The sequence below is a fragment of the Chryseobacterium sp. GQ58 genome (assembly GCF_059758895.1).
This window is the reverse complement of sequence record NZ_JCAXEH010000004.1, coordinates 24,125-47,668: the sequence shown is the minus strand read 5'-3', so window position 1 is coordinate 47,668 and position 23,544 is coordinate 24,125. Positions and strand designations below refer to the sequence as shown.

Annotated in this window: 17 protein-coding genes, 8 tRNA genes and 1 other RNA gene; 4 read left to right on the top strand and 22 right to left on the bottom strand. The window is 36.3% G+C overall.

Annotation, left to right across the window (positions count from 1 at the left end; translation table 11 throughout):
* Nucleotides 1–13: 13 nt before the first annotated feature.
* Genes rplJ through rplK form a run of 3 tightly spaced genes read right to left on the bottom strand, consistent with a single transcriptional unit; the run spans nucleotide 14 to nucleotide 1,775 of the window.
* Nucleotides 14–610, bottom strand: a complete 597-nt coding sequence (gene rplJ / locus AC6CHK_RS11705; RefSeq protein ID WP_498096314.1) for a 50S ribosomal protein L10 — start codon at nucleotides 608–610, stop codon at nucleotides 14–16.
* A gap of 17 nt (nucleotides 611–627) precedes the next feature.
* Nucleotides 628–1,320 (bottom strand): 50S ribosomal protein L1, encoded by a 693-nt coding sequence (gene rplA, locus AC6CHK_RS11700; protein ID WP_498096312.1) that lies wholly within the window; start codon nucleotides 1,318–1,320, stop codon nucleotides 628–630.
* Nucleotides 1,321–1,331: 11 nt separating this feature from the next.
* Complete coding sequence (gene rplK, locus AC6CHK_RS11695) at nucleotides 1,332–1,775, bottom strand: 50S ribosomal protein L11 (protein WP_047444876.1); 444 nt, start codon at nucleotides 1,773–1,775, stop codon at nucleotides 1,332–1,334.
* Nucleotides 1,776–1,974: 199 nt separating this feature from the next.
* Here rplK and AC6CHK_RS11690 point away from each other — a divergent pair, with 199 nt between their 5' ends.
* Entirely contained in the window at nucleotides 1,975–3,837 is a 1,863-nt protein-coding gene (locus AC6CHK_RS11690) for a BspA family leucine-rich repeat surface protein (RefSeq protein ID WP_498096310.1), read from the top strand.
* A 74-nt stretch (nucleotides 3,838–3,911) separates the two neighbouring features.
* On the opposite strand, the gene nusG is transcribed toward AC6CHK_RS11690, so the two are convergent.
* The 4 genes from nusG to tuf all read right to left on the bottom strand — a co-directional run bounded on the left by nusG (nucleotide 3,912) and on the right by tuf (nucleotide 6,024).
* On the bottom strand, nucleotides 3,912–4,454 hold the full coding sequence (gene nusG, locus AC6CHK_RS11685; RefSeq protein WP_267599499.1) for a transcription termination/antitermination protein NusG: 543 nt from the start codon (nucleotides 4,452–4,454) through the stop codon (nucleotides 3,912–3,914).
* Between the two features lie 14 nt (nucleotides 4,455–4,468).
* On the bottom strand, nucleotides 4,469–4,675 hold the full coding sequence (secE, locus tag AC6CHK_RS11680; RefSeq protein WP_498096308.1) for a preprotein translocase subunit SecE: 207 nt from the start codon (nucleotides 4,673–4,675) through the stop codon (nucleotides 4,469–4,471).
* 12 nt (nucleotides 4,676–4,687) lie between these two features.
* Nucleotides 4,688–4,758: transfer RNA gene (locus tag AC6CHK_RS11675), tRNA-Trp, on the bottom strand.
* 54 nt (nucleotides 4,759–4,812) lie between these two features.
* The gene (gene tuf / locus AC6CHK_RS11670) at nucleotides 4,813–6,024 is read right to left on the bottom strand and encodes an elongation factor Tu (protein WP_498096306.1); all 1,212 of its coding nucleotides are present in this window, start codon (nucleotides 6,022–6,024) and stop codon (nucleotides 4,813–4,815) included.
* A 243-nt stretch (nucleotides 6,025–6,267) separates the two neighbouring features.
* On the opposite strand from tuf, the gene AC6CHK_RS11665 reads away from it, so the two are divergent.
* Nucleotides 6,268–7,764 (top strand): DUF4394 domain-containing protein, encoded by a 1,497-nt coding sequence (locus AC6CHK_RS11665; protein WP_498096304.1) that lies wholly within the window; start codon nucleotides 6,268–6,270, stop codon nucleotides 7,762–7,764.
* An 88-nt stretch (nucleotides 7,765–7,852) separates the two neighbouring features.
* Here the strand turns inward: AC6CHK_RS11665 and AC6CHK_RS11660 are convergent, their stop codons facing one another.
* The 15 genes from AC6CHK_RS11660 to rpsU all read right to left on the bottom strand — a co-directional run bounded on the left by AC6CHK_RS11660 (nucleotide 7,853) and on the right by rpsU (nucleotide 18,826).
* Nucleotides 7,853–10,948, bottom strand: a complete 3,096-nt coding sequence (locus tag AC6CHK_RS11660; RefSeq protein ID WP_498096302.1) for an efflux RND transporter permease subunit — start codon at nucleotides 10,946–10,948, stop codon at nucleotides 7,853–7,855.
* A gap of 189 nt (nucleotides 10,949–11,137) precedes the next feature.
* On the bottom strand, nucleotides 11,138–12,220 hold the full coding sequence (locus AC6CHK_RS11655; protein ID WP_498096300.1) for an efflux RND transporter periplasmic adaptor subunit: 1,083 nt from the start codon (nucleotides 12,218–12,220) through the stop codon (nucleotides 11,138–11,140).
* Nucleotides 12,221–12,222: 2 nt separating this feature from the next.
* A complete protein-coding gene (locus AC6CHK_RS11650) occupies nucleotides 12,223–13,464 on the bottom strand; it encodes a TolC family protein (RefSeq protein WP_498096298.1) in 1,242 nt (413 codons plus the stop codon).
* Between the two features lie 552 nt (nucleotides 13,465–14,016).
* Complete coding sequence (locus AC6CHK_RS11645) at nucleotides 14,017–15,381, bottom strand: HAMP domain-containing sensor histidine kinase (RefSeq protein ID WP_498096296.1); 1,365 nt, start codon at nucleotides 15,379–15,381, stop codon at nucleotides 14,017–14,019.
* Nucleotides 15,382–16,062 carry a response regulator transcription factor gene (locus AC6CHK_RS11640; RefSeq protein WP_498096294.1) on the bottom strand — a complete coding sequence of 227 codons (681 nt, stop codon included), beginning with the start codon at nucleotides 16,060–16,062 and terminating at the stop codon, nucleotides 15,382–15,384. It lies immediately after the preceding gene.
* Between the two features lie 331 nt (nucleotides 16,063–16,393).
* Nucleotides 16,394–16,465 (bottom strand) — tRNA-Thr (locus AC6CHK_RS11635).
* 41 nt (nucleotides 16,466–16,506) lie between these two features.
* Nucleotides 16,507–16,579, bottom strand: a tRNA-Gly gene (locus AC6CHK_RS11630).
* An 86-nt stretch (nucleotides 16,580–16,665) separates the two neighbouring features.
* Nucleotides 16,666–16,746: transfer RNA gene (locus AC6CHK_RS11625), tRNA-Tyr, on the bottom strand.
* Nucleotides 16,747–16,766: 20 nt separating this feature from the next.
* Nucleotides 16,767–16,840, bottom strand: a tRNA-Thr gene (locus AC6CHK_RS11620).
* A 95-nt stretch (nucleotides 16,841–16,935) separates the two neighbouring features.
* A tRNA-Gly gene (locus AC6CHK_RS11615) sits at nucleotides 16,936–17,008 on the bottom strand.
* Nucleotides 17,009–17,094: 86 nt separating this feature from the next.
* Nucleotides 17,095–17,175, bottom strand: a tRNA-Tyr gene (locus tag AC6CHK_RS11610).
* Between the two features lie 19 nt (nucleotides 17,176–17,194).
* Nucleotides 17,195–17,268, bottom strand: a tRNA-Thr gene (locus tag AC6CHK_RS11605).
* Nucleotides 17,269–17,376: 108 nt separating this feature from the next.
* Nucleotides 17,377–17,667, bottom strand: coding sequence for an HPF/RaiA family ribosome-associated protein (locus AC6CHK_RS11600; RefSeq protein WP_498096292.1), 291 nt, complete (start codon nucleotides 17,665–17,667; stop codon nucleotides 17,377–17,379).
* Nucleotides 17,664–18,551: a phage lytic cycle repressor MrpR family protein gene (locus AC6CHK_RS11595; RefSeq protein ID WP_498096290.1), complete on the bottom strand. Its 888-nt coding sequence runs from the start codon at nucleotides 18,549–18,551 to the stop codon at nucleotides 17,664–17,666. Before AC6CHK_RS11595 ends, AC6CHK_RS11600 begins: the two co-directional genes overlap by 4 nt.
* A gap of 77 nt (nucleotides 18,552–18,628) precedes the next feature.
* Complete coding sequence (rpsU, locus tag AC6CHK_RS11590) at nucleotides 18,629–18,826, bottom strand: 30S ribosomal protein S21 (RefSeq protein WP_034702010.1); 198 nt, start codon at nucleotides 18,824–18,826, stop codon at nucleotides 18,629–18,631.
* Nucleotides 18,827–19,153: 327 nt separating this feature from the next.
* On the opposite strand from rpsU, the gene AC6CHK_RS11585 reads away from it, so the two are divergent.
* Complete coding sequence (locus AC6CHK_RS11585; protein WP_498096288.1) at nucleotides 19,154–22,975, top strand: FIDD domain-containing protein; 3,822 nt, start codon at nucleotides 19,154–19,156, stop codon at nucleotides 22,973–22,975.
* Between the two features lie 104 nt (nucleotides 22,976–23,079).
* Nucleotides 23,080–23,478: a transfer-messenger RNA gene (ssrA, locus tag AC6CHK_RS11580) on the top strand.
* Nucleotides 23,479–23,544: the final 66 nt, after the last annotated feature.

The window sequence follows — 23,544 nt, the reverse complement described above, 5'->3', positions numbered from 1 at the left end:
TTTTTGAGAGTAATTATTCAGCAGCTGGGGTTTCCTCAGTGCTTTCTGCAGCAGGAGCTTCTGGAGCCGCCTCAGCAGGAGTTTCTTCTACAGCAGGTGCAGCAGCTTCTTCAGCTTTAGCTTCTACTGTTTCAGATTTGTTTTGAAGAGCAGAAACAACTCTTTGAATTGGAGACTGAAGTAATCCGATGATTTCACCGATCATTTCTTCTCTAGACTTAATGCTTACTAAAGCATCAAGGTTGTTGTCACCAACATAGAAAGTTTCTTGAACGAAAGCAGACTTCAAAGCCGGCTTCTCTTCTTTTTTTCTAAAGTCTTTGATTAATTTTGCAGGAGCGTTAGCCGTTTCAGCAATCATTAATGCAGTGTTCCCTTTGAAAGTTTCGAACATTTCAGAGTAATCTACTCCTTCAATCTGTTCCATTGCTTTTTGCAAAAGTGTGTTTTTCACAACTTTTACTTTAATATTTTGCTTGAAAGCCTGTCTTCTGAAGTCAGAAGATTTTGCAGCGTTCAAACCGTCTAGATCTGCTACATAAACTACTTTAGCATCCTGAAGCAAATCTTTGATCTCTTGTATTGCTACAACTTTTTGGTCTTTTGTCATTGTCTTAAGGATTATAATTAGTTAACAGATTTACTATCAATTGCAATACCCGGGCTCATTGTAGAAGACAAGTAAATGCTCTTCACATAAATACCTTTAGCAGCAGTTGGTTTCATTTTGATCAAAGTAGAGATTAATTCCTGAGCATTCTCCTTGATTTTAGCAGCATCGAAAGATACTTTACCAATACCAGCGTGGATAATACCGTATTTGTCTACTTTAAAGTCAATTTTACCAGCTTTTACTTCAGTTACTGCTTTACCAATTTCCATAGTTACAGTACCTGATTTTGGGTTAGGCATCAAACCTCTTGGTCCTAATACTCTACCCAATGGTCCTAATTTACCCATAACAGCTGGCATAGTAACGATAACGTCAACATCCGTCCAACCATCTTTTATTTTTTGTAAATATTCGTCAAGACCTACATAGTCTGCACCAGCAGCTTTTGCTTCAGCTTCTTTATCTGGAGTTACTAAAGCCAAAACTTTAACATCTTTACCAGTACCGTGAGGAAGAGATACAACACCTCTTACCATTTGGTTAGCTTTTCTAGGATCTACACCCAATCTTACAGCGATATCTACAGAAGCATCAAACTTTGCAGTGTTCACCTCTTTTACAAGAGCAGAACCTTCTTCAAGGTTATAGATTCTTCCTTTTTCTACTTTGCTTAAAGCTTCCTTTTGCTTTTTAGTCAATTTTGCCATTTCTCTTAGTTTTAAGCGTTAGTTGGTTTAGTTCCTGTTACTCTTAATCCCATAGATCTAGCAGTACCTGCAACCATAGAAAGAGCTGAGTCCAAAGTAAAACAGTTAAGGTCTGTCATTTTATCTTCAGCGATTTTTTGAACTTGCGCCCAAGATACAGCACCTACTTTGTTTCTGTTTGGTTCACCGGATCCTCCTTTGATTTTAGCTGCATCCATTAACTGAATTGCTGCAGGTGGAGTTTTAATAACGAATTCAAAAGATTTGTCTTCGTACACTGTAATAACTACAGGTAAAACTTGACCTGGCTTATCCTGAGTTCTTCCGTTAAATTGTTTACAAAACTCCATGATGTTCACACCTGCAGAACCTAATGCCGGACCTACTGGTGGAGATGGGTTTGCCGCTCCTCCTTTCACTTGGAGCTTAACCATTTTAAAGACTTTTTTAGCCATTGTTTGTTTTTTAATAAAATTGAATAATTAATGAGTTTGGAAGCATTTATTATTCAGCAGGTTACCTACTCACATACAGTAATCCTACTTTCGGACTGCAAAATTATGAAATATTTTTGAAATAGCAAACGGAAAGTGTTGATTTTTAGAAAGATTTAATAATAAACTTTTTGCCTAATTTTATAACAAACAAAAACTTATGAAACTTAAACCTTTATTTTTGGTTGTATTTCTGCTGCTTTGCTCTATTCTAAAAGCACAAAATGAGTTTATCACAATATGGAAGCCAAGCAATACAGGCTTCGTTCCTACATCAAGCACATCTACACAAATCTATTTTCCGGGAGTAGGAACCAATTATAGAATATATTGGGAAGAAGTAGGCTATCCTGCGCATAACGGAACTATTAATAATGTAACAACAACTTTAGGCTCACCTCTTTTAATTGATTTTGGAACTGCCTCCAATTCTGTGGCAACCGATGCAACCTATATTATAAAAGCACATAATGGAAACGGAAACTTTCATCGTATTTGTTTTTATATACAAGTTATCGGAACACATGGCGACAATCATAAAATTATTAATGTAACTCAATGGGGAAATACCCAATGGTCGACTATGGAAAGGGCATTTAATTATTGCACGGAAATGGATGTCACTGCGACCGATATCCCGTTTTTGGATAACGTTACAAATATGTACGGAATGTTTGCCGGATGCTACGAATTGGTTGGGAATTCTACTTTTAGTAATTGGAATATATCTAGTGTAACCACTTTAGCGGAAAGCTTTTATTTTGCTAAAAAATTTAACCAACCTATCAGCAGTTGGGACATTTCTAATGTAACTGATCTTTCACTTATATTTGCACATGCTGAACTATTTAATCAGCCAATAGGAGTTTGGGACACGTCAAATGTAACTAATATGGCCGGGACATTTATGGTCACGCTAACCTTCAACCAGCCGCTTGCGAGTTGGGACACATCAAAGGTTACCAATATGAGCCAAATGTTTTTTGATGCCGCATTGTTTGATCAGCCCATCGGAAATTGGGACACTTCGAAGGTTACCAATATGGCTTATCTATTTTCCGGTACCGAAAAGTTTGACCGCCCAATTGCAAATTGGGATACTTCAAAAGTAACGAATATGATGTTTATGTTTCATAATGCTATTAAATTTAATCAGCCCATCGGAAACTGGAATACGTCTCTTGTTACCAATATGAGCGGTATGTTTAGGGAAAATTACCTTTTTAATCAGCCTATAGAAAACTGGGATACTTCAAAGGTTACAAATATGCTTGATATGTTTGCCGGATCTAAAAAATTTAACCAGCCTATCGGAAACTGGAATACTTCACTTGTTACCAACATGAGATCTATGTTTTATGAAGCACAGATGTTTAATCAACCTATCGAGAATTGGAACACGTCCAACGTCACCACGATGTATTCTATGTTTCAAAATTCACCTGTATTCAATCAGCCTCTTGATAACTGGGACACTTCAAAGGTTACAGACATGCGTAATATGTTTAAAAACGCTCCTGTTTTCAATCAAGACTTAAGCAGTTTTAATTTAGCAATGGCTTCACAAATCGATTCGATGTTGGATTTTTCCGGTTTATCATGCAACAACTACAATTCTACTTTACATGGCTGGGCCAACAGCGTTTCGACTCCAAATAATTTAACTTTAGGTTCTTCCGGACTGGCATATTCTACTCCGCAGGCAGTAACGGCGAGAAATATTTTAACCAACTTAAAAGGATGGACGATCACTAATGATATTTATGATGTGGAATGTAATGTGTTGGCGACATCTGAAGTCAACAAAAAGAATCTTGACATTTATCCGAATCCTGCAAAAAATACACTATTCTTTTCAGAAGAATTACAGGCTATTGAAATTTATTCTTTAGATGGAAAGCTTTTAAAAAGACATCCAAAAGGAAATCATATTGATATTTATGAATTACAAAAAGGAATATATATTCTAAAAGCAGCTGATAATTTCGGAAAACAATTATCTGAAAAGTTTATTAAAGATTAAAGCAAAATTATTACTAAACAATAAAGAAAAAGACCACTTAAATAAGTGGTCTTTTATATTTTAAATAAATATTTTTATACTTTTTCTACTTGCATAAAGCTTAATTCCATTGGAGTTTTTCTTCCGAAAATAAGAACAGATACCTCTACTTTCTTTTTATCTTCAAGAATTTTTTCTACAGTACCATTGAAACCATTGAATGGCCCATCGATTACTTTTACGTTTTCTCCAACAATGAATGGGATTTCTGCATCAGAAGCAAATTCTGAAAGCTCATCCATTCTGCCCAGCATTCTGTTTACCTCAGATTTTCTCATCGGTACAGGATCTCCACCTTTTGTTAAACTTAAGAAAGAAATCACACCAGGAATGTTTTTTATAACGTGAGGAATCTCTCCCATAAGGTCGGCCTCAACCATTAAATAACCAGGATAATAAGGTCTTTCTTTCGGAACTTTTTTCCCATTTCTAAGCTGAATAACCTTTTCCATAGGAATAACTACTTGAGTAACGTACTGCTCAAACCCTAAACGCTTGATTTCTGTCTCAATATAGTTTTTCACTTTATTTTCCTGTCCGCTGATCGCTTTCAGCACATACCATTTCAATTCGCTCATGGAAAATACTTTTTTTAGTTGAATGCATTAATTAGTATTCCAATGATGTTGCTGATTGCTTTTGAAAACAATTCATCAACCCCAAAGGTAAATAATGACAATATTATAGTAGCAATTGTAACTACAATTGTAGACGACTGCAAATCTGACCATGCTGGCCATTCAACTTTATGTCTGAATTCGTTATAAGAACCTTTTAAAAAATCAACAAATGAACTCATAATTTATATTTGCACGGGCACAAGGATTCGAACCCTGATCAACGGTTTTGGAGACCGGTATCCTACCATTGGACGATGCCCGTAGATTAATAAAGTTCCGTAAGTTTCCTTACGGAACTTTAATTATATTAAGATGATTAGTCTAAGATTTCAGTAACCTGACCTGAACCAACTGTTCTACCTCCTTCTCTGATCGCAAATCTAAGACCTACGTTAAGAGCGATTGGTTGCAACAATTCTACAGTGATTTCTAAGTTATCACCAGGCATTACCATTTCTACACCTTCTGGTAAGAAGATCTCACCTGTAACGTCAGTAGTTCTTACATAGAACTGAGGACGGTATTTGTTGTGGAATGGAGTGTGACGTCCACCTTCTTCTTTAGAAAGAATATAAACAGAAGCTTTGAATTTTTTGTGTGGTTTAACAGAATCTTTCTTAGCGATTACCATACCTCTCTTGATGTCAGTTTTTTCAATACCTCTCAACAATAGACCTACGTTATCACCAGCTTCACCTCTGTCTAGGATTTTTCTGAACATCTCAACTCCTGTAATTGTAGAAGTTAATTTTTCATCACCCATACCTACGATATCAACTGGATCACCAGTGTTGATAACACCAGCCTCGATTCTACCAGTTGCTACAGTACCTCTACCTGTAATAGAGAATACATCTTCAATAGGCATCAAGAATGGCTTATCCATATCTCTTGTTGGTTGCTCGATCCAAGTATCAACAGCATCCATTAATTCTTCTACGCTTTTGAACCACTTATCTTCCGAGTTAACAGGAGTTGCAGTAGCTGCAGTAAGTGCACCTAGTGCAGAACCTTGAATTACTGGAGAGTTATCTCCGTCAAAATCATAAGTAGATAATAAGTCTCTAAGCTCCATTTCAACAAGCTCTAATAACTCAGCATCATCTACCATGTCAACTTTGTTCATGAAAACAACAATTCTAGGTACGTTTACCTGACGGCAAAGTAAGATATGTTCTCTTGTTTGAGGCATTGGTCCATCAGTTGCAGCACATACTACGATTGCACCATCCATCTGAGCAGCACCAGTTACCATGTTTTTAACATAGTCAGCGTGACCCGGACAGTCAACGTGAGCATAATGTCTATTTTCAGTTTCGTATTCGATGTGAGCAGTATTGATAGTGATCCCTCTTTCTTTTTCTTCCGGAGCAGAGTCAATTGCAGAGAAGTCTTTTTTCTCAGCAAGACCTTTGCTAGCTAATACAGCAGAAATAGCAGCAGTAAGAGTAGTTTTACCATGGTCAACGTGACCAATAGTACCAATGTTCAAGTGTGGTTTGTTACGATTAAACGTTTCCTTTGCCATGATTTAAATTATTTATTTTATTGTTTTATTCAATTTTTCGGTGTGCAAATATAATGAATTTTTAAATACTAAAATCTTTTTGATTAAAAAAAATCAATATTCAAAACTAAAAACTGCAAACGTGTAATTTTTATATTATTCGAGTTGCAAATTTAAACAAAAAAATGAATTAAAAAAACAGTTCAAGAAATCCAAGATTGTTTTTGCTTCGTATATACATTACAACAATCAATGATAAATTATATGAAAAAACTATTCAATTTTTGCTTGGCTACCTTTGCACTTGTCACAATATTTTCTTGTGATGACGACGAAATAAGTATGCCCGAAGAATCGGCTGTCACTCCTGATGTGATGGTTTATGGTTTAACCGAGAATAATCAATTGGTCTATTTTAACGCAAATAATTCTGCATCCTTTGCCTCCACCAAAACAATAATGGGATTGGCAACTGGCGAAAAATTGCTAAGTATAGATTTCAGGCCTGCTACAGGTGAGCTTTATGCTGTATCAAGCACAAGTAAACTGTATATCATAAATACGTCTACTGGAGCTTCGAGAGTTGTAAGCAATACAGCTTTTGCTCCTGCTATTTCAGGAACGATTGTTTCTATTGATTTCAATCCGACTGTTGACCGCATCAGATTGGTATCAAATACAGGACAAAATCTTCGTATCAATCCTGAAAACGGAGTTACTGCGGCTACTGATACAAATATCGCAACAACAGCAGCGATTGCAGGTATTGCATATACCAACAGTAAGGCCGGCGCATCCACGACCACCTTGTACGACCTTACTTCGGGAAAATTATTTAAACAAGATCCTCCAAATGCCGGAACCTTGGTTGAAGTTGGAAGTTTGGGCTTTACCTTTACCGGCCAGGCAGCATTTGATATTAATCCTGATAACAGTATCGCATTAATGGCTGCGACGACAGGATCTCAAAATAATCTATATACGGTTGACCTTAACAATGGAAAAACGGCCAATATCGGTACTTTAGCTCAAAAAATAATTGACCTTGCTATTCCTACAGATCCTGTGGCTTATGCAATTGATAATGCAAATGCACTACAGATATTTGACCCAAACAATCCGATACCGATAACAAAAGCAATTACGGGAATACAGACCGGCGAAAATATTTTAGGGATAGATTTCAGACCTTTAAACGGCCAGCTTTACGCTTTAGGAAGTTCAAGCAGAATATACACTATTAATTTAAGTTCAGGTGCGGCTACACAAATAGGTACCGGCACACTTTCTACTCCGCTTCAGGGAACAAAATTTGGCTTTGACTTTAATCCCACAGTTGATAAAATAAGAGTTGTAAGCGATACCGGTCAAAATCTTCGTTTAAACCCTGTTGATGGTACAGTTACAGCAGTTGATATTAATCTAAATCCTGTGCCGTTAACAGTAAGTGCCGCAGCTTACGCTGATAATTTTGCAGGTGCGGCCACAACTTCTTTATTTGTAATTGATCACAATACTGATAAACTTTATTTACAAAATCCACCAAATGCAGGTACTTTGGTAGAAAGAGGCGCATTAGGAATCAATATCACTGAAGCTAATGGGTTTGATATCGGAAGTACAGGCCAGAAAGCTTATTTGCTTGCTTCCGTAGGCGGAGATACTAAAATATACACCGTAAATACCTCCAATGGTTCCACGACTTCATTAGCTACTTACCCAAATCCGGTAAAAGCATTCAGCGTTGGATTAGGATTTTAAAAACACACAAATATTATTATTCAAAAGAAGCCCGGAGCAGATTTTCTGTTCCGGGCTTCAGCTATATAAAAACAAATAAAAGAATGATTTAAATAATTTCTTCTTTCTTTTTATTAAAAATCCAAAAGACGATCGGGAAAATTAATAAAGTAAGAAATGTTGCAGTAATTAATCCACCAATAATTACAATTGCCAACGGCTTTTGAGATTCGGAGCCGATTCCTGTAGAAAGAGCCGCTGGCAACAATCCTATGGATGCCATTAATGCGGTCATAATTACGGGACGTGTTCTGGATTTTACACCGCTAAAGATGGCATCATCTATTTTCAATCCGTCTTTTACATTCTGATGAAATTCCGTAATAAGAATAACTCCGTTTTGAATACAAATTCCCAAAAGGGCGATCATCCCGACTCCGGCAGAAATCCCGAAATTCATATTGGTTAAATGCAAAGCGATAATTCCACCGATCAATGCAAAAGGTACATTGATTAAAACCAAAAGTGAATCTTTCATGTTTCCAAAAAGGATAAATAACAGGAAGAAAATTCCTAAAATACTGATCGGAACCACCTCCGTCAATCTCTTGGTAGCTCTCTGTTGATTTTCAAACTGACCGGTCCAGCCCACAGAATATCCGTCAGGAATTTTAATTTTCGCCACTTCTTTCTGTGCATCACCGATCGTTCCACCCAAATCACGATCTCGGATAGAAAATTTGATCCCGATATATCTTTTAATATCATCTCTGTAAATAAATGCAGCACCGTTGTCTTTTACAAGCGTACTGATTTCTTTTAAAGGAATTTTGGCACCGTCCTGCGTAGGAACCATCAGAGATGCAATATCTTTCTCATCTTTTCTGTACTCTTCAGAATACCTCAGCCTGATTGGGAACTTTCTTTCACCATTAAACATTTCAGAGGCTGTTTTTCCACCGAATGCCATTTCAAGAACAGACTGTGCATCGTCGGGCATCACGCCGTAAGCTGCCATTTTATCTCTGTCGAGCACTACACTCACTTCAGGCTGACCAATATTTTTAATGATTCCGGCATCTTTTACCCCATCTACATCTTTGATTGAATTGAGAACCTCATCCGCCAATCGGTCAAGCGTCTGCAAATTATCTCCGTAAATTTTAATTCCATTTTCAGCTTTAAAACCTGCAACTGCTTCTGCGACATTATCCGAAATGGGCTGAGAATAATTAAAAGTAATCCCCTGATAGTTTCTGAGTTTTTTATCAATTTCTTCTACGAGTTCTTCATAATTGATTTTACGTTTCCATTCATCTTTTGGCTGAAGATTCACTGCAAACTGCACAAATCCGAAACCGTTGGGGTCTGTTCCGTCATTGCTCCGTCCGGTCTGTGCAAGAACATCAGTCACTTCCGGAACGCTCATAATATCTTTTTTCAGAATATCGGCAGTTTTCAGCGATTCTTTTAAAGATGAACTCATCGGCATTTCTGCAGTTATCCAAAGCGAACCTTCATTTAACTGAGGTAAAAATTCTGTTCCTAAAAATTTTCCTGAAAATAATGTGACAGCCATAAAAGACAATGCAACAATTAAACTCAATTTTTTATGTTTAAATGTAAAACCGAAACCCTTTAGCACAATTCTGTCCCAGAAATTCACAAACGGATTGCTTTTTTCTCTTACATTTTTATTTAAAAGCATGTGCGTAAGAACCGGAACCAATGTCAGTGTGAAAATCAATGCACCAATTAATGCAAAACCAAGCGTAAATGCCAATGGTGAAAACATTTTCCCTTCCACCTTTTGAAATGAGAAAATGGGAATCAATGAAGTAATGATAATTAATTTTGAAAAAAAAATTGCTTTTCCTAAACCAGTTCCAGTCTGTTTGATCCAGCCGGCTTTTGCCATTTTATTGAATTTCTCGGGGCCGTATTTCTTGGCTTTATGGTCGAGCATCACGAAGATTCCTTCAACCATGACGACGGCTCCGTCTATGATGATTCCGAAATCAACTGCTCCCAATGAAAGTAGGTTAGCACTCATGCCCGCCATTTTTAAACATAAAAACGCAAACAGTAAGGATAACGGAATGATGATGGAAACAATCAAGGTCGTACGCCAGTCTGCCATGAAGATCAAAACGATAACCGTTACCAGGATAATTCCTTCCATTAAATTGTGCATTACGGTTTCTGTGGTGAAATCCATTAGGTTATCACGATCATAGAAAGTGACCATTTTCACATCTTTCGGAAGGATTTTTTCGTTAAGCTCATTAATTTTAGCTTTCACACCAACCAAAACCTCACGCGGATTTTCACCTTTACGCATTACCACGATTCCTTCTACGGTATCATCCTGCTTATTCAAACCAGCCTGCCCTACTCTTGGCAACGAACTCTCATGAACTTCTGCTACATTTTTAACCAAAACCGGATTTCCGCTCTCGTTTTGAATCGTGATATTTCCGATATCTTCATTAGATTGCACCAAACCAATTCCCCGAACTACGTAGGCCTGGCCATTTTTTTCAATCACATCTCCACCAACATTCAGATTACTTTTCGTTACGGCTTCAAAAACCTGAGAAGGCGTCAGATTGTATTTATCTAAAGCTCTTGGGTCAATGCTCAACTCAAAAACTTTATCCTGACCACCAAAAACATTGATATCAGCAACTCCCGGAACACCTCTCAGCGCACGGTCGATGACCCAGTTTTGTAAAGTCAAAAGTTCCCTTGAATCTTTAGTTTTACTTTCCAATGTATATCTGAAAATTTCTCCGGTCGGCCCGTAAGGTGGCTGCACTTCGGGATCAACCTCATCAGGCAGACTCACATTTCGCAATTGATTGTTAACCTGATTTCGGGCAAACATATCGTCTACTCCGTCGTCAAAGAGAATTTTAACGATAGAAAGTCCGAACATTGTTGTACTTCTCACACTTGTTTTTTTTTGAACCGGACTCATCGCCAATTCGATGGGTGTCGTGACAAAACGTTCCACTTCTTCGGCACTTCGGCCATTCCATTGGGTGATGATGACGATTTGGGTGTTGGTGACATCAGGAAAAGCTTCAATCGGCATATTTTTGAAACTGATAAAACCCGCAACCGCCAAAACCGCAACCCAAATAAAGGTGAAAGCTTTATTTTTGATTGAAAACGAGATAATATTTTTAATGAATTTATTCATAATAGAAATTAGATGTTAGCTTTAGATATTAGACTACTAACTAAATGTTTAATTTGAAAAACTTTAACTAAGAAACTCGTTTAAACGATTTTAAACACATAAGTCACATTAGAGATTTATATTTTATTTTGCTTAAAAGAGGACATTAGAAGGAAAATCGAGGATTTTCCTGAATGTTTAATTTTCATCTTAGTTTTTCAGTGAACGGTAAATCAGCAACTGGTTATTGGTGATTACATTTTCTCCCTCCGCAAGACCTTCGGTAATGTAAGTAACATCGCCCAGCTGTTTCAGGACTTTGATTTCTTTTACTTTGACATCAGTTCTTGACTTAAAAACAACTACAAAACTTCTGTCATCATCAAAAATGACCGCTTTCGACGGAACAGAAAGCGCTGACGCATTCTCAGATTTTGAAACCTTGATGGTCGCTTTACTTTCTGGAATTAATAATCCGTTGGCATTATCCAAAACCACTCTCGCCTGCATGGCATTGGTTTGTGGGTCGATGATTTTAAAGATTTTATCAATTTTTCCGTTAAAAACTTTATCCGGATAAGATAATGTGGAAACCTGCGCCGCCATACCAAGACTTATCTTATCAATATCAGATTCATTTACATTCATGATCGCCCACACATTTGTTGTATTGGCAACATCGAAAATATTTTCACTTCGGTCGCTTCTCAGCTGCATATCTTTATTGATGTCCTTGTGAACAATATATCCGTTGATTGGAGCTAAAACACTGTAGATATTACCTTTTTTCACATTGTAAACCGTACTTACTGCCGAAGATCTTTGCATTTGATCCTGTGCTTTCTGCACCTGACTTTTTGCTTCCAGAACTTCTCTTTCTGTCGTCAGTTTTCCTTCGTACATTTCTTTGGCAACACGAAGATTATTTTGAGCAACCAATAAATCGGTTTTAGAATCACTCACATCTTTCTGCACATCTGCCAACTCTGTACTTCTTATGGTTGCGAGAACCTGACCTTTCTTTACATAATCTCCCAATTCAACATTGACGCTCATTACATTTCCGCCTACCAAAGGATAAACGTCGATGTAAGAGTTTCTGTCTGCAGATATTTTTCCGTAAAAATTGTAGGTATCTTCTATGTTTTTGAATTCAGCTTTTGCTGTGGTGATAGATTCGAGCATGGTATTGCTCAGTTCAAAACCTTTTGGCGCTGTTTCTTTTGGCGCTTCCTCTTTCGAACAAGACGTAAAAAAAAGTGCAATAATAACAGGGATTATAATTTTTTTCATTTTTAGTAGAAGATTTTCGTTTGTACCAATTGATTGAGTTGTTCTGCGGATTGTATCAGCTCGTTTTTCATATCATAAATCTGAAGCGATGTCTGACGATAACTTTCCATGAAATCTGTAAAATCGATGAGATTGACGTTTCCGTTTCTGAAGTTTTTCAGAATTCCATTGTAGACCAAGTCCAGATTATCGAGGTCGGTAGATTTGATTTCCAGCAACTGTTGGTACTGATTTTTCCACATTTGAAAAGCTGACTGTACTTTAGTCTCGAGATTCAGTTTCTGAAATTCCGCATTTCTCTGATTCTGCTGAATGGCAAAATTGGCTTTCTGCACATTTCCTTTATTCACTTTCCAAAGCGGTATGGGGATTCCAACTTTTAGATTAATTTCATTTTTAAAAGTTCCCGAGTTTTGGTCGTACTCTGCGCCCACATTGAGATCCGGAACATTGAGAGATTTTTGCCATTGCGCATAAAGTTTAGAATTGTCAATCAGTTTTAGATTAAATAAATAATCTGCATTGTTTTCGATGGCTTTTCTTTTTAAATCAGATTCATCTCCGAAAGGCTGTGAAGCAAGAATTTCTTTTGCTTCGTCATCTGAAATTAGAGGCTCTATATTTTCGGTAATTCCGGTAAGAACTTTTAAATTCTGCTCAAATTCAAGAATGTTTTTGCTGATTTCAAGCTTATCATTATTCAACTGAATCACGATGCTTTGTAATCTCACCTCATCTTTTAACGAGACATTTCCTTTTGCCGACTGTATTTTATACGCTTTTAAAAGGTCATTCATATAACCCAATTGCTTATTCGTATTCTCAAGCTTTAGTTTTTCGTAATAAAGATTGTAGTAATTAGCATGAAGCTGAGTTCTCAACTCAACAAGAAGCTGTGAAAACTGAAGCTGCGCCAATTCTTTGTTTGATTTTGCAAAGGCAACTTCATTTTTCTTTTTTCCACCCATGTAGATAAGTTGCGTCACTTCAAAACCTTTGGCTTTGCCGGCATCTAAAAACTTTCTGTCTTCAGGATTATATGCATTGATGTAACCACTCATCTGCGGAAGTTCCCAGATTTTAGCCTGCAGAATATCCGCATCAGCAATGTTGATGTTGTATTGTTCGGCAAGAAGCTGAAGATTATTTTGCTGAAAGGCATTTTCGCAATCCAAAAGCGACATTTGCTGTTGCGCTGTCATTATCGATGAAATAACAACGAACAGTCCTGCAATTTTGTTCATTCTCTCAATTTTGATGACAAAAGTGCGGCTGCTCGATTAAAACGACCTTAAAGGAGGCTTAAAAAAAAATTAAATTTGGTTTTGGGAGGAAATTTGAAAAGTTTTTGAACCATTAAGGAGATTTAAGCTGTTAAGTTTTTTTAAGAAATCAAATAGATTTTTTAAAGCTGAATGCTTAAAGCGAAGCTGATCTTAATATTCTAAACTTCTTAATTAAAATCTTAATGGTTCAAAAATATTATTTATTAAAAATCACAGTAAACTTATTGGTATTTTCAGCAGGCGAATCATATTTGATTTTTGCATTGTGATATTCCAGAATTCTTTTTAGCAATTCGAAGTCCCAAACCTGAGCCTGTGATATAAGGAGGCTTAAAAAAAAATTAAATTTGATTTTGGGAAGGAATTCGAAAAGTTTTTGAACCATTAAGGAGATTTAAGCTGTTAAGTTTTTTTAAGAAATCAAATAGATTTTTTAAAGCTGAATGCTTAAAGCGAAGCTGATCTTAATATTCTAAACTTCTTAATTAAAATCTTAATGGTTCAAAAATATTATTTATTAAAAGTAACACTAAACTTATTGGTATGTTCCTCAGGCGAGTTGTATTTAATTTTTGCATTGTGATATTCAAGGATTCTTTTGGCAATACGGAGACCAAGGCCGGAGCCAGTGATATTTTGAGAATTATTGCCGCGCATAAAGGCATCGAACAATTTGGGTTGCTCTTCAATTGAAATGGTATTTCCGGCTGAAACCACGTCTACGATAAGTTGAGATTCAGTTTCTGTGATTAAAACTTTAGCTTCGGAATCATCCGAATAAACGGCAGCATTTTTAAATAAATTAATAAAAACAATGTCCAAAAGCGACTGTATTCCTTTAATGGTAAGAAAATTATGTTCAGAATCGTTTTCCGAAATAAGGAAATCCATCGTAAGGCTGGGATAACTTTTCTGGACACGCTCAAAAGATTCAAATATCACTTCATCTATTCTCACATCTTCGTAAATGGTCTGAATATTTTCTTTATCAAATTTTGTGAGGAGCAAAAGAGAATTCGTCAAATCCGATAACTGATACACATCTTTCAGCATCTGTTTTAATGAAGAAAGCGTTTCAGGAGAATGCTGTTCCAGCTTAATTAAATTTTCCAGCTGAAAAGCCATTCTGGTAATCGGAGTTCTGATCTCATGCGAAGCACTTGCCGTAAAGTCTTTTTGAGACTGGAAAATATCATTCAACCTTACAATCATCGTGTTGAAAGACTTCGCCAGAATAGTGATTTCATCATTTGACTGGTCAACCGGAATTTGTGTCGTGAGTTTGTGGGCCGTAACTTCGGAAATTTCTTTATTAAGATCATCCAAAGGACGGAGAAATTTGCCCATAAAATAATAACTGAACAGACCAATCAAAAGTGTGCAGGTAATAAATGCAGTAATCAAAAGATACTTTAAATATGCCAGTTTTGATTGCCCATTGGTGTCGAAAGCTCGCGTGAGAATATAATAGTTTTCGCCATTGATATTTCTTAAAGCTGCATATACTTCGGGTTCAGTTTTTTCTATATGCACAGATTTTTTCCGGTCGACCTCGTTCAGCAGATTTTTGTCCCAAGTGACTTCGCGGTCTTTTACGGTGCTGTAAATAAGCTGTTTTTTAGAATTAAAAATTAAAATCGTCTCATTGAGAAGGATATTATCGGAATTTTCATTGAAAAAAATAGGTGCTTCTTCTTCAAAATTTTTAGATTTCGAAATAAAATTGGTCGTAAAATCCAATCTGCGTACAAACCTTTCTTTAAATTCGTCTTTCCGGAAATCATTAAAAGACACATAAATAATAATCAGAACAATACCAAAAAGTAATGAAAAGGAAATACTAAGCGTAAGCGCTATTTTTCTCTTTAAAGACATCTATAAAGGATTTAAATAATATCCGAAGCCCGACCGTGTATGAATGAGCTTTACTTTAAAATCTTTATCAATTTTCTTCCTTAAAAAATTGATGTAAACCTCCACCGTATTCGTATTCGTATTGAAATTGTGTTCCCAAACGTTTTCTGTAATCTGTTGTTTGGAAACAGTTCTTCCCTGCGCTTCCGCCAGATACGTGAGCAACTGAAATTCTTTAAGCGTCAAAGCGATTTCATGACCGGCTCTGAAAACTTTTTGCTCGGTTTTATTGATAATTAAATCATCTACTCTGATGATATCCTGATCTGCAGTATCAGACGGCACTTTTCTTCTTAGTAAAGAATTCATTCTCAACAGCAATTCTTCAAACTGAAAAGGTTTTACAAGATAATCATCAGCCAATCGTGTAAAAGCATCTTTTTTATCCGAAATATCTCCGTAAGCCGAAATAATGATGATCGGTGTATTTTTGTCGAAAGACCTTATCGTTTGACACACATCTAATCCACTGATTTTCGGTACGTTAATATCCAATAAATACAAATCATAAGAATTATTTTTTATCTGACGAAGAAAAGTTTCCCCTTCATAAATTCTATCACATGTAAAGCGGTTTGATTCTAAAAACTTGCTCAATTCTGCCGACAGAATGAGGTCGTCTTCTAAAAGAAGAATGTTCATCAACAAATTATTTGACACGAATTTAATGAAAATTTTTATGACACTCTTTTATAATGAAGTTTCGTATTTTTACTTAAAATGCTGTGTTTATGGGGAAGTGCTGTTACTTGAATAACAAAAAATATGATTTATGATTAATTAAAATAATATTAAATTTTTAACTGATTAATTACATGCTTTTCTACCTTAAGAGTCGTGAAGAATTTAAGTTTATAAGATTAATCATCCGATTTAAGAATGATTCAATACATTATAAATTTCATTTAAGAATTTAAAGGATAATCATGACGATTAAGCATAAAAAAATCCCGAAGAAATCGGGATGAAGTTGAGCCAACTACGGGACTTGAACCCGTGACCTCTTCCTTACCAAGGAAGCACTCTACCGCTGAGCTAAGTCGGCCTTAAACAAAAAATCACACCTTTACAGCGTGATTCTTGTTGAGCGGAAGACGGGGGTCGAACCCGCGACATTCAGCTTGGAAGGCTGACGCTCTACCAACTGAGCTACTTCCGCAATTTTGTCTCCAAAATTATTGGTAAACGCTGTGCAAACTTATTAATTCCTTTCTAAATCTGCAAGTTTTTTTGTAATATAAAATGTGGGGAGAGCAGGATTCGAACCTACGAAGCCGAAGCAACTGAGTTACAGTCAGTCCCATTTAGCCACTCTGGAATCTCCCCAGATATTTTATATTAAATTGAGCTTCCAGAGGGATTCGAACCCACGACCCCGAGATTACAAATCACGTGCTCTGGCCAGCTGAGCTATGGAAGCAATTTAAAATAATCAACTGAAGGCAAACAGAGAAATGCTACTCTACGCTACATCAGTGGTAAAAAAAATCACGCCTCAATCGGTGTGATAATTTGAGCGGAAGACGGGGGTCGAACCCGCGACATTCAGCTTGGAAGGCTGACGCTCTACCAACTGAGCTACTTCCGCAATTTTGTCTCCAAAATTATTGGTAAACGCTGTGCAAACTTAGGAAATTACCTTTTAATCTGCAAGTTTTTTTGTAATATAAAATGTGGGGAGAGCAGGATTCGAACCTACGAAGCCGAAGCAACTGAGTTACAGTCAGTCCCATTTAGCCACTCTGGAATCTCCCCAGATATTTTATATTAATTGAGCTTCCAGAGGGATTCGAACCCACGACCCCGAGATTACAAATCACGTGCTCTGGCCAGCTGAGCTATGGAAGCAAAATTAAAAAAAGATTTCAAAAGATCGTCATTCCTTTTTGCGAGTGCAAATATAGAATAGATTTTTTGAAATCTCAAACTTTTTTGATGTTTTTTTCACTTTCTTTCCTAAGCCAATTCTTTTTTCTTGATTAACAGTTTCTTAGCAGCATCAACACACAGATCCAGACTTTCTTCAAAACTTGCGCTTGTTTTTTTTACTACAATATCATCTCCCGGAACGACCAAGATAAGCTCTGTTGTTTTGTTGGCTTTTTCCGAATTATTTTCTACCTTCAGAAAGACCTTGCATTCTAAAATTTTGTCATAAAACGTATTGAGCTTACTTACTTTTTTGTCTACATGAGACTCTAGCGGTTCGTGTGGAGTTAAGCCGATTGCTTGTACTGAAATCTTCATAATTCTTCTTTTTTAATAGCTCTAGGATGAGCCTGATTAAACACTTTTTTCAATTGTTCTATATTGGCATTCGTGTACACTTGTGTGCTTGCAAGACTAGAATGACCCAATATTTCTTTTACTTTTGAAATCTCTGCCCCGTTATCTAAAACATGTGTAGCAAAGCTATGCCTTAAAATGTGAGGACTTCTTTTTTGTTTTGAAGTAACAAGACTAAGGTACTTATTAACTACCACATAAACAAATTTTTCTGTCAGTTTTTTACCCTTCTTATTGACAAAGAAATACATTTCAAATCCGTCGAGAGGGTTTCTGGTTTCCAAATAGTTTTTAAGCAGTTTGGATAAGTTTGGAGAGATCGGGATGAATCTTTGCTTGTTTCCCTTTCCCTGTATCTTTAGCTCATTTCCTTCAAGGTTTACACTTTCAAATATTAAGCCACAAAGTTCAGCCTTTCTGATTCCCGTCTGATACAAAACCTCAACAATACATTTTTCAAGTAAATTTCCAGCTTTATCGAGAACATCGTGTTCAAGGGTTCTCATTTCGTCTTCGGACATCGGAATTTGTTTTTCGGCATAAAACTTCATGGAAGAAATTGTCTCAACGGGAGAAACGCTGATTTCCCCGATTCTTAAAAGAAAAAGATAAAAACTTCGAAGAGTCGAAAGCTTACGGTTGATGCTTCGTTTTGAAATGTTTTTTTCACTAAGCTCAACAATAAAGTTCCTGATAACTTTTTTATCGGCCTTTGAAATATCTTCGGATGATTCTGTTTTAAGATAGAAATGATAAAAATCTTCAAGATCTTTGCGGTAACTTGTAATGGTGTGAGGCGAATACCTCTTTTCAAACTGTAGATAGTCTAAAAACTTTTCTCGCATAATATCAATATAAAACAAAAATCACTTCTCAAATATAACTATTTAAGAAGTGATTTAGTATGTGTTTAAGAAAATTCTTAAGCTTGTTCTTCCTTGCTTAATCCTCTTTGCTTATAAGCCGCTTTTAATCTAGCTTGTCTAAGAGTTACAGAAGGCTTGATAAACGCTTGTCTAGATCTTAATTGACGAACTGTACCCGTTTTATCAAATTTTCTTTTATATTTTTTTAGTGCTCTATCGATGGATTCACCATCTTTTACTGGAATTATTAACATATATTACATCTCATTTTGGATTGCAAAAATATGAATTTTTTATTAACCTGCAAACCTTTCGCACAGAAAATAAAAGTGAACATAAAAATTGTTGTTTTAAAGAAATATTAAAAAAGTAATAAATAATTAAATTCTCATATAATAAATATTGATTAGCTTTAAAAAATTAAGTTCAATTGAATAAATTATGTATTTTAATATTATTTAATTAAATTTGTAAATGCCATGAAAAAACAACTTACAATTTCAATTTACCGTAATAGTTTTAAAAAGTAATCGCAAATTATTTTAAGTAATGGTCAATTTTCACACAATTATTCTTTAAATATGATGAAAAAACTACTCTTTTCTTTATTATTGATTTTTAATATAACTGTTTTTGCGCAGGAAGACTGTGTTTCAGCGATTACGGTTTGCGGAAATTCTAATATAAACTATACTCCAGGAGGAATTGGAAACATTAATGAAAACCTTGGAGGTTGCCTTATCAGCGGTGAACATCATTCGGTTTGGTATAAATTCACGATTGCAACAAGTGGAACTTTGACTTTTGATCTCGTACCTACCGGACCTGTGGATTATGACTGGGCAATATACGGACCGGATAGAACATGTACAAATAAAGGTGCTCCCATAAGATGCAATGCTTCAGGAAACTTTGGAAATACGGGAATGAATCTGACCAATACAAATACAACATCAGGAGGAGGACCAACAGATCCTTATTGCAGATTCATGAATGTTGTTGCCGGACAAACTTACTTTTTATATGTTGATAATTGGTCTTCTACTGTTTTTACATTCAACCTGACTTGGGGCGGTACCGCTACTTTTGTCTCTCCGTTTACCGATCCGGCTCTAGCACCTAATCCTTTTATTCCACCGGGAAATTCTGGACCAAACGCAAACTCACCCAGAGAAATTTCTATTTGCGACAACTCTGCAACTTTTGATTTTAGTACATTAACTACAGGAATTTTAAATGGTAATGTAAACTTTACCGTTTCTTATTTTGACAATGCTAATAATGCTGCAACAGGTAATAATCCTATCAACGGACCTGTCACGGTAAACACAAATGGAACCTATTTTTATAATATCAGCTACAACGATCCCAATAATCCTAATAATGCGATAAATTCATGTAAAGAAACTAAAGCAATTGTTTTCAAGAATAAAGGCTTAACGGCAAATATAACAGCACCTACAACCGTTTTGTGCCCAAATTCAAGTATTACATTAACCTCAAATAATGCTACGGGAAACATATGGTCTACAGGAGAAACCACGCAATCCATCACCGTAACAACGCCCGGAACCTATACTTTAACAAGCACAAACGGAATTTGCACAAGTCCGCAAGCATCAATTACGATTACTCAAAATACAGATCCGAATATCCAAATCGCAGGAAATTTAATTCTTTGCGAATCTCCTACACAACTTACAGCAACAGCTAATGGAACAGGAAATATTTTCACGTGGTCAAACGGAACAAATGGAGCCACAACAACTATTGCTACCGCCGGAATTTACACCGTAACCGTAACAACGCCGAACGGATGTCAATATCAGAAGTCGGCAACTGTAACGCAAGGAGTTGTTCCTACGGTTCAGAACTCGAGCTTAAGTCAATGCTCGAACTCAACAACTGCAATATTTGATTTGACAACTTCGCAACCTAACATCAGCACAACAGCAAATGTCACTTTTGATTATTATTTAAATCAAGCCGATGCAATTGCAGGAAATACCAATACCATTGCAAATCCGACAACTCACACTTCCGGAAATACCATCGTTTATGTTCGTGTAAAATCTGCAAGTTGCTCTAAAATCGCAGAATTACAACTTATCGTAACACAACTTGCATCAGCAAGCATTACAAGTTCTTCAACAACGATTTGTTTTGGAGGAAATGTGATTCTCACGTCGAGTCAGGTTACCGGAAATACCTGGTCTACGGGAGAAACCACACAATCAATAACCATAACAACGCCAGGAACTTATACTTTAACAAATTCTAACGGACTTTGCACAAGCGCACCCGTTTCGGTTACTATTGCAGGCGAAAGTGATCCTAACTTACAAATTTCAGGAAATTTAATTCTTTGCGAATCTCCTACTCAACTGACAGCAACCGCTAATGGAACAGGAAATACTTTTGTCTGGTCAAACGGAACAAACGGAGCAATAAACACCGTCGCAGTTGCCGGAACTTACACTGTAACCGTAACAACGCCGAACGGATGCCAATATCAGAAATCGGCAACATTAACGCAAGGAGTTGTTCCTGTAGTTCAGAACTCGAGCTTAAGCCAATGTTCAGATTCAGCTACTGCAATATTTGATTTGACAACCTCGCAACCTAACATCAGCACAACAGCAAATATCTCTTTTGATTATTATTTAAATCAAGCCGATGCAATTGCAGGAAATACCAATACCATTGCAAATCCTGTTGCACATACTTCTGGAAGCACTATTGTTTATGTTCGTATAAAATCTGCAAGTTGTTTTAAAATTGCAGAATTACAATTAATTGTAAATCAAAAGCCAATTGCTGTAATTACCGCTTCTTCAAATGTTATTTGCGGTAATAATACCGTTACATTAATTTCAAACTTTGCGACTGGAAATCTTTGGTCAAATGGTCAAACGACACAAACTATCACCGTATCAAATCCTGGAACTTATTCATTAACAAACAATAATGGAAACTGTACAAGCGATCCCGTATCAGTTACAATTATACAAGATGCAAATCCTAATGTTCAAATCACTGGAAATTTAACATTTTGTGATGGCGATTCAACGGTATTGACTGCAACTGCGACCGGAACAGGAAATACTTTCACCTGGTCAAACGGAACAAACGGAGCCACGAATACCGTGACAACCGCGGGCGTACATACCGTTACTGTAACTACGCCTGCTGGATGCCAATATCAAACATCAGTAAACGTCGTAATGAATTCTGCTGTTGTTGTTAATATTGCTGCACCTGCACAAATTAATTGTACAAATCCACAAATAACTTTAGATGCTTCGGCTTCTACTTTTCAACCAGGAGCAACATTCTTATGGACAGCTACAGGAGGAGGAAACATCGTAGCAGGAGCAAATACTTTAAATCCAATTGTAAATAACAACGGAACTTATACCCTTACAATCACCAACCCGTCCGGATGTACAAATCAAGGCGCCGTGATGGTATTAAAAAACACAACACCGCCAATTATAGCTGTTAATGCTTCCAAGCTGAGCATTTGTGAAGGTGAATCTGTGATTCTTACAGCCAATGGTGCGATTTCTTACACATGGACCGGATTGCCCGGCAACGGAAATACACAAACAGTTTCACCAACTGCTACTACAACGTATACCGTAACAGGAGTAGGACAAAACGGATGTAATGCCACACCAGTAAATATTACAATTGAAGTTGTACCTGAAATAATTTCTATCTTACATGATGTTGAAATCTGTAAGGGAGACATAGCTGTTTTAGATGCAGGTTCAGGACCAAATTATACTTATGTGTGGAATACGGGAGAAACTACACAAATAATCAACACAGAATTAGCAGGAACTTATACAGTAACCATAAGCAATGGCGTATGCAACAAAACATTTAACGCAAAGGTATCTTATATTCAGACTCCTGAAATATCAGAAATAACTTATAAGGACAATACATTAACAATAAAAGCTAAAAATAACGGGAATACAGCTTTAGAATATTCTATTGACGGAGGTATAACATGGCAATCTTCCAATATTTTTTATAACATATTCAAAAACACACAATATTCTGTGAGAGTAAGAAATAGTGACGCCATTTGTTATTCAGAAATAGAATATTATACTTTCTTCATGTCTAATGTTATCACTCCAAACAGTGATGGCAAAAATGATATTATTGATTTTAGTGAGATAAGTAAATTTGGTAATTTTGAAGGACTTATTTTCGATAAATATGGAAAAACCATTTTCAAACCGAGCTTAAAAACTCCAATCTGGAATGGAAAACACCTCGGAAGACCTCTTCCAACGGATACTTATTGGTATCAATTAATGTGGATCGACAGAATAAGTAAAAAGCAGGTGCAGTTATCAGGCTGGATTTTACTTAAAAATAGAGAATAGAAAAGTTTTAAAACTTTAATGTGAAATTTCATTGTCATTCAAAAAAGCTATTAAATTTACATTAATCTTTAGAAGAAAAGCGTATCTTTGCATTCACTTTCTATGGGGTTGACTGGTTTCGACAGCAAGGTCAATGGGTAAGTAAGCATGCAGAGAACCGTAGCGCGATCTCTATAATCCCTTGCTACAAAACTTTAACTGGCAACGAAGAGTTCGCTCTTGCAGCTTAATCCGAATAAAGTAAGATTCAAGCGCTTTCCCGAAGATAGTAAGGAAGCAAGATGTCTCACAAATGCTCTGTTCTGCGGCGTTTGATTCTGAGATATAGTAATGCAGAAATAAGGTTTTAGATGCTTTGGCTAAAACTCGAAAAATTCAGAAGATAAGCTGGAAGTTGGGCGTCTGCTCTCTGCTTTCAGTCGAAAACCAATAGCAGAATAAGCATGTAGAAATCTTATGTATTGCTTGTTTGGACGAGGGTTCGAATCCCTCCAACTCCACAAAATAAAACCTTAAATAATTCTTATTCAGTTATTTAAGGTTTTTGTTTTTTAAAATCTGTACGATTA

What these genes read in the sequence shown, in the direction of transcription:
- rplJ (WP_498096314.1), bottom strand. Translation starts at nt 610, where the DNA reads ATGACAAAAGACCAAAAAGTTGTAGCAATACAAGAGATCAAAGATTTG.
- rplA (WP_498096312.1), bottom strand. Translation starts at nt 1,320, where the DNA reads ATGGCAAAATTGACTAAAAAGCAAAAGGAAGCTTTAAGCAAAGTAGAA.
- rplK (WP_047444876.1), bottom strand. Translation starts at nt 1,775, where the DNA reads ATGGCTAAAAAAGTCTTTAAAATGGTTAAGCTCCAAGTGAAAGGAGGA.
- AC6CHK_RS11690 (WP_498096310.1), top strand. Translation starts at nt 1,975, where the DNA reads ATGAAACTTAAACCTTTATTTTTGGTTGTATTTCTGCTGCTTTGCTCT.
- nusG (WP_267599499.1), bottom strand. Translation starts at nt 4,454, where the DNA reads ATGAGCGAATTGAAATGGTATGTGCTGAAAGCGATCAGCGGACAGGAA.
- secE (WP_498096308.1), bottom strand. Translation starts at nt 4,675, where the DNA reads ATGAGTTCATTTGTTGATTTTTTAAAAGGTTCTTATAACGAATTCAGA.
- tuf (WP_498096306.1), bottom strand. Translation starts at nt 6,024, where the DNA reads ATGGCAAAGGAAACGTTTAATCGTAACAAACCACACTTGAACATTGGT.
- AC6CHK_RS11665 (WP_498096304.1), top strand. Translation starts at nt 6,268, where the DNA reads ATGAAAAAACTATTCAATTTTTGCTTGGCTACCTTTGCACTTGTCACA.
- AC6CHK_RS11660 (WP_498096302.1), bottom strand. Translation starts at nt 10,948, where the DNA reads ATGAATAAATTCATTAAAAATATTATCTCGTTTTCAATCAAAAATAAA.
- AC6CHK_RS11655 (WP_498096300.1), bottom strand. Translation starts at nt 12,220, where the DNA reads ATGAAAAAAATTATAATCCCTGTTATTATTGCACTTTTTTTTACGTCT.
- AC6CHK_RS11650 (WP_498096298.1), bottom strand. Translation starts at nt 13,464, where the DNA reads ATGAACAAAATTGCAGGACTGTTCGTTGTTATTTCATCGATAATGACA.
- AC6CHK_RS11645 (WP_498096296.1), bottom strand. Translation starts at nt 15,381, where the DNA reads ATGTCTTTAAAGAGAAAAATAGCGCTTACGCTTAGTATTTCCTTTTCA.
- AC6CHK_RS11640 (WP_498096294.1), bottom strand. Translation starts at nt 16,062, where the DNA reads ATGAACATTCTTCTTTTAGAAGACGACCTCATTCTGTCGGCAGAATTG.
- AC6CHK_RS11600 (WP_498096292.1), bottom strand. Translation starts at nt 17,667, where the DNA reads ATGAAGATTTCAGTACAAGCAATCGGCTTAACTCCACACGAACCGCTA.
- AC6CHK_RS11595 (WP_498096290.1), bottom strand. Translation starts at nt 18,551, where the DNA reads ATGCGAGAAAAGTTTTTAGACTATCTACAGTTTGAAAAGAGGTATTCG.
- rpsU (WP_034702010.1), bottom strand. Translation starts at nt 18,826, where the DNA reads ATGTTAATAATTCCAGTAAAAGATGGTGAATCCATCGATAGAGCACTA.
- AC6CHK_RS11585 (WP_498096288.1), top strand. Translation starts at nt 19,154, where the DNA reads ATGATGAAAAAACTACTCTTTTCTTTATTATTGATTTTTAATATAACT.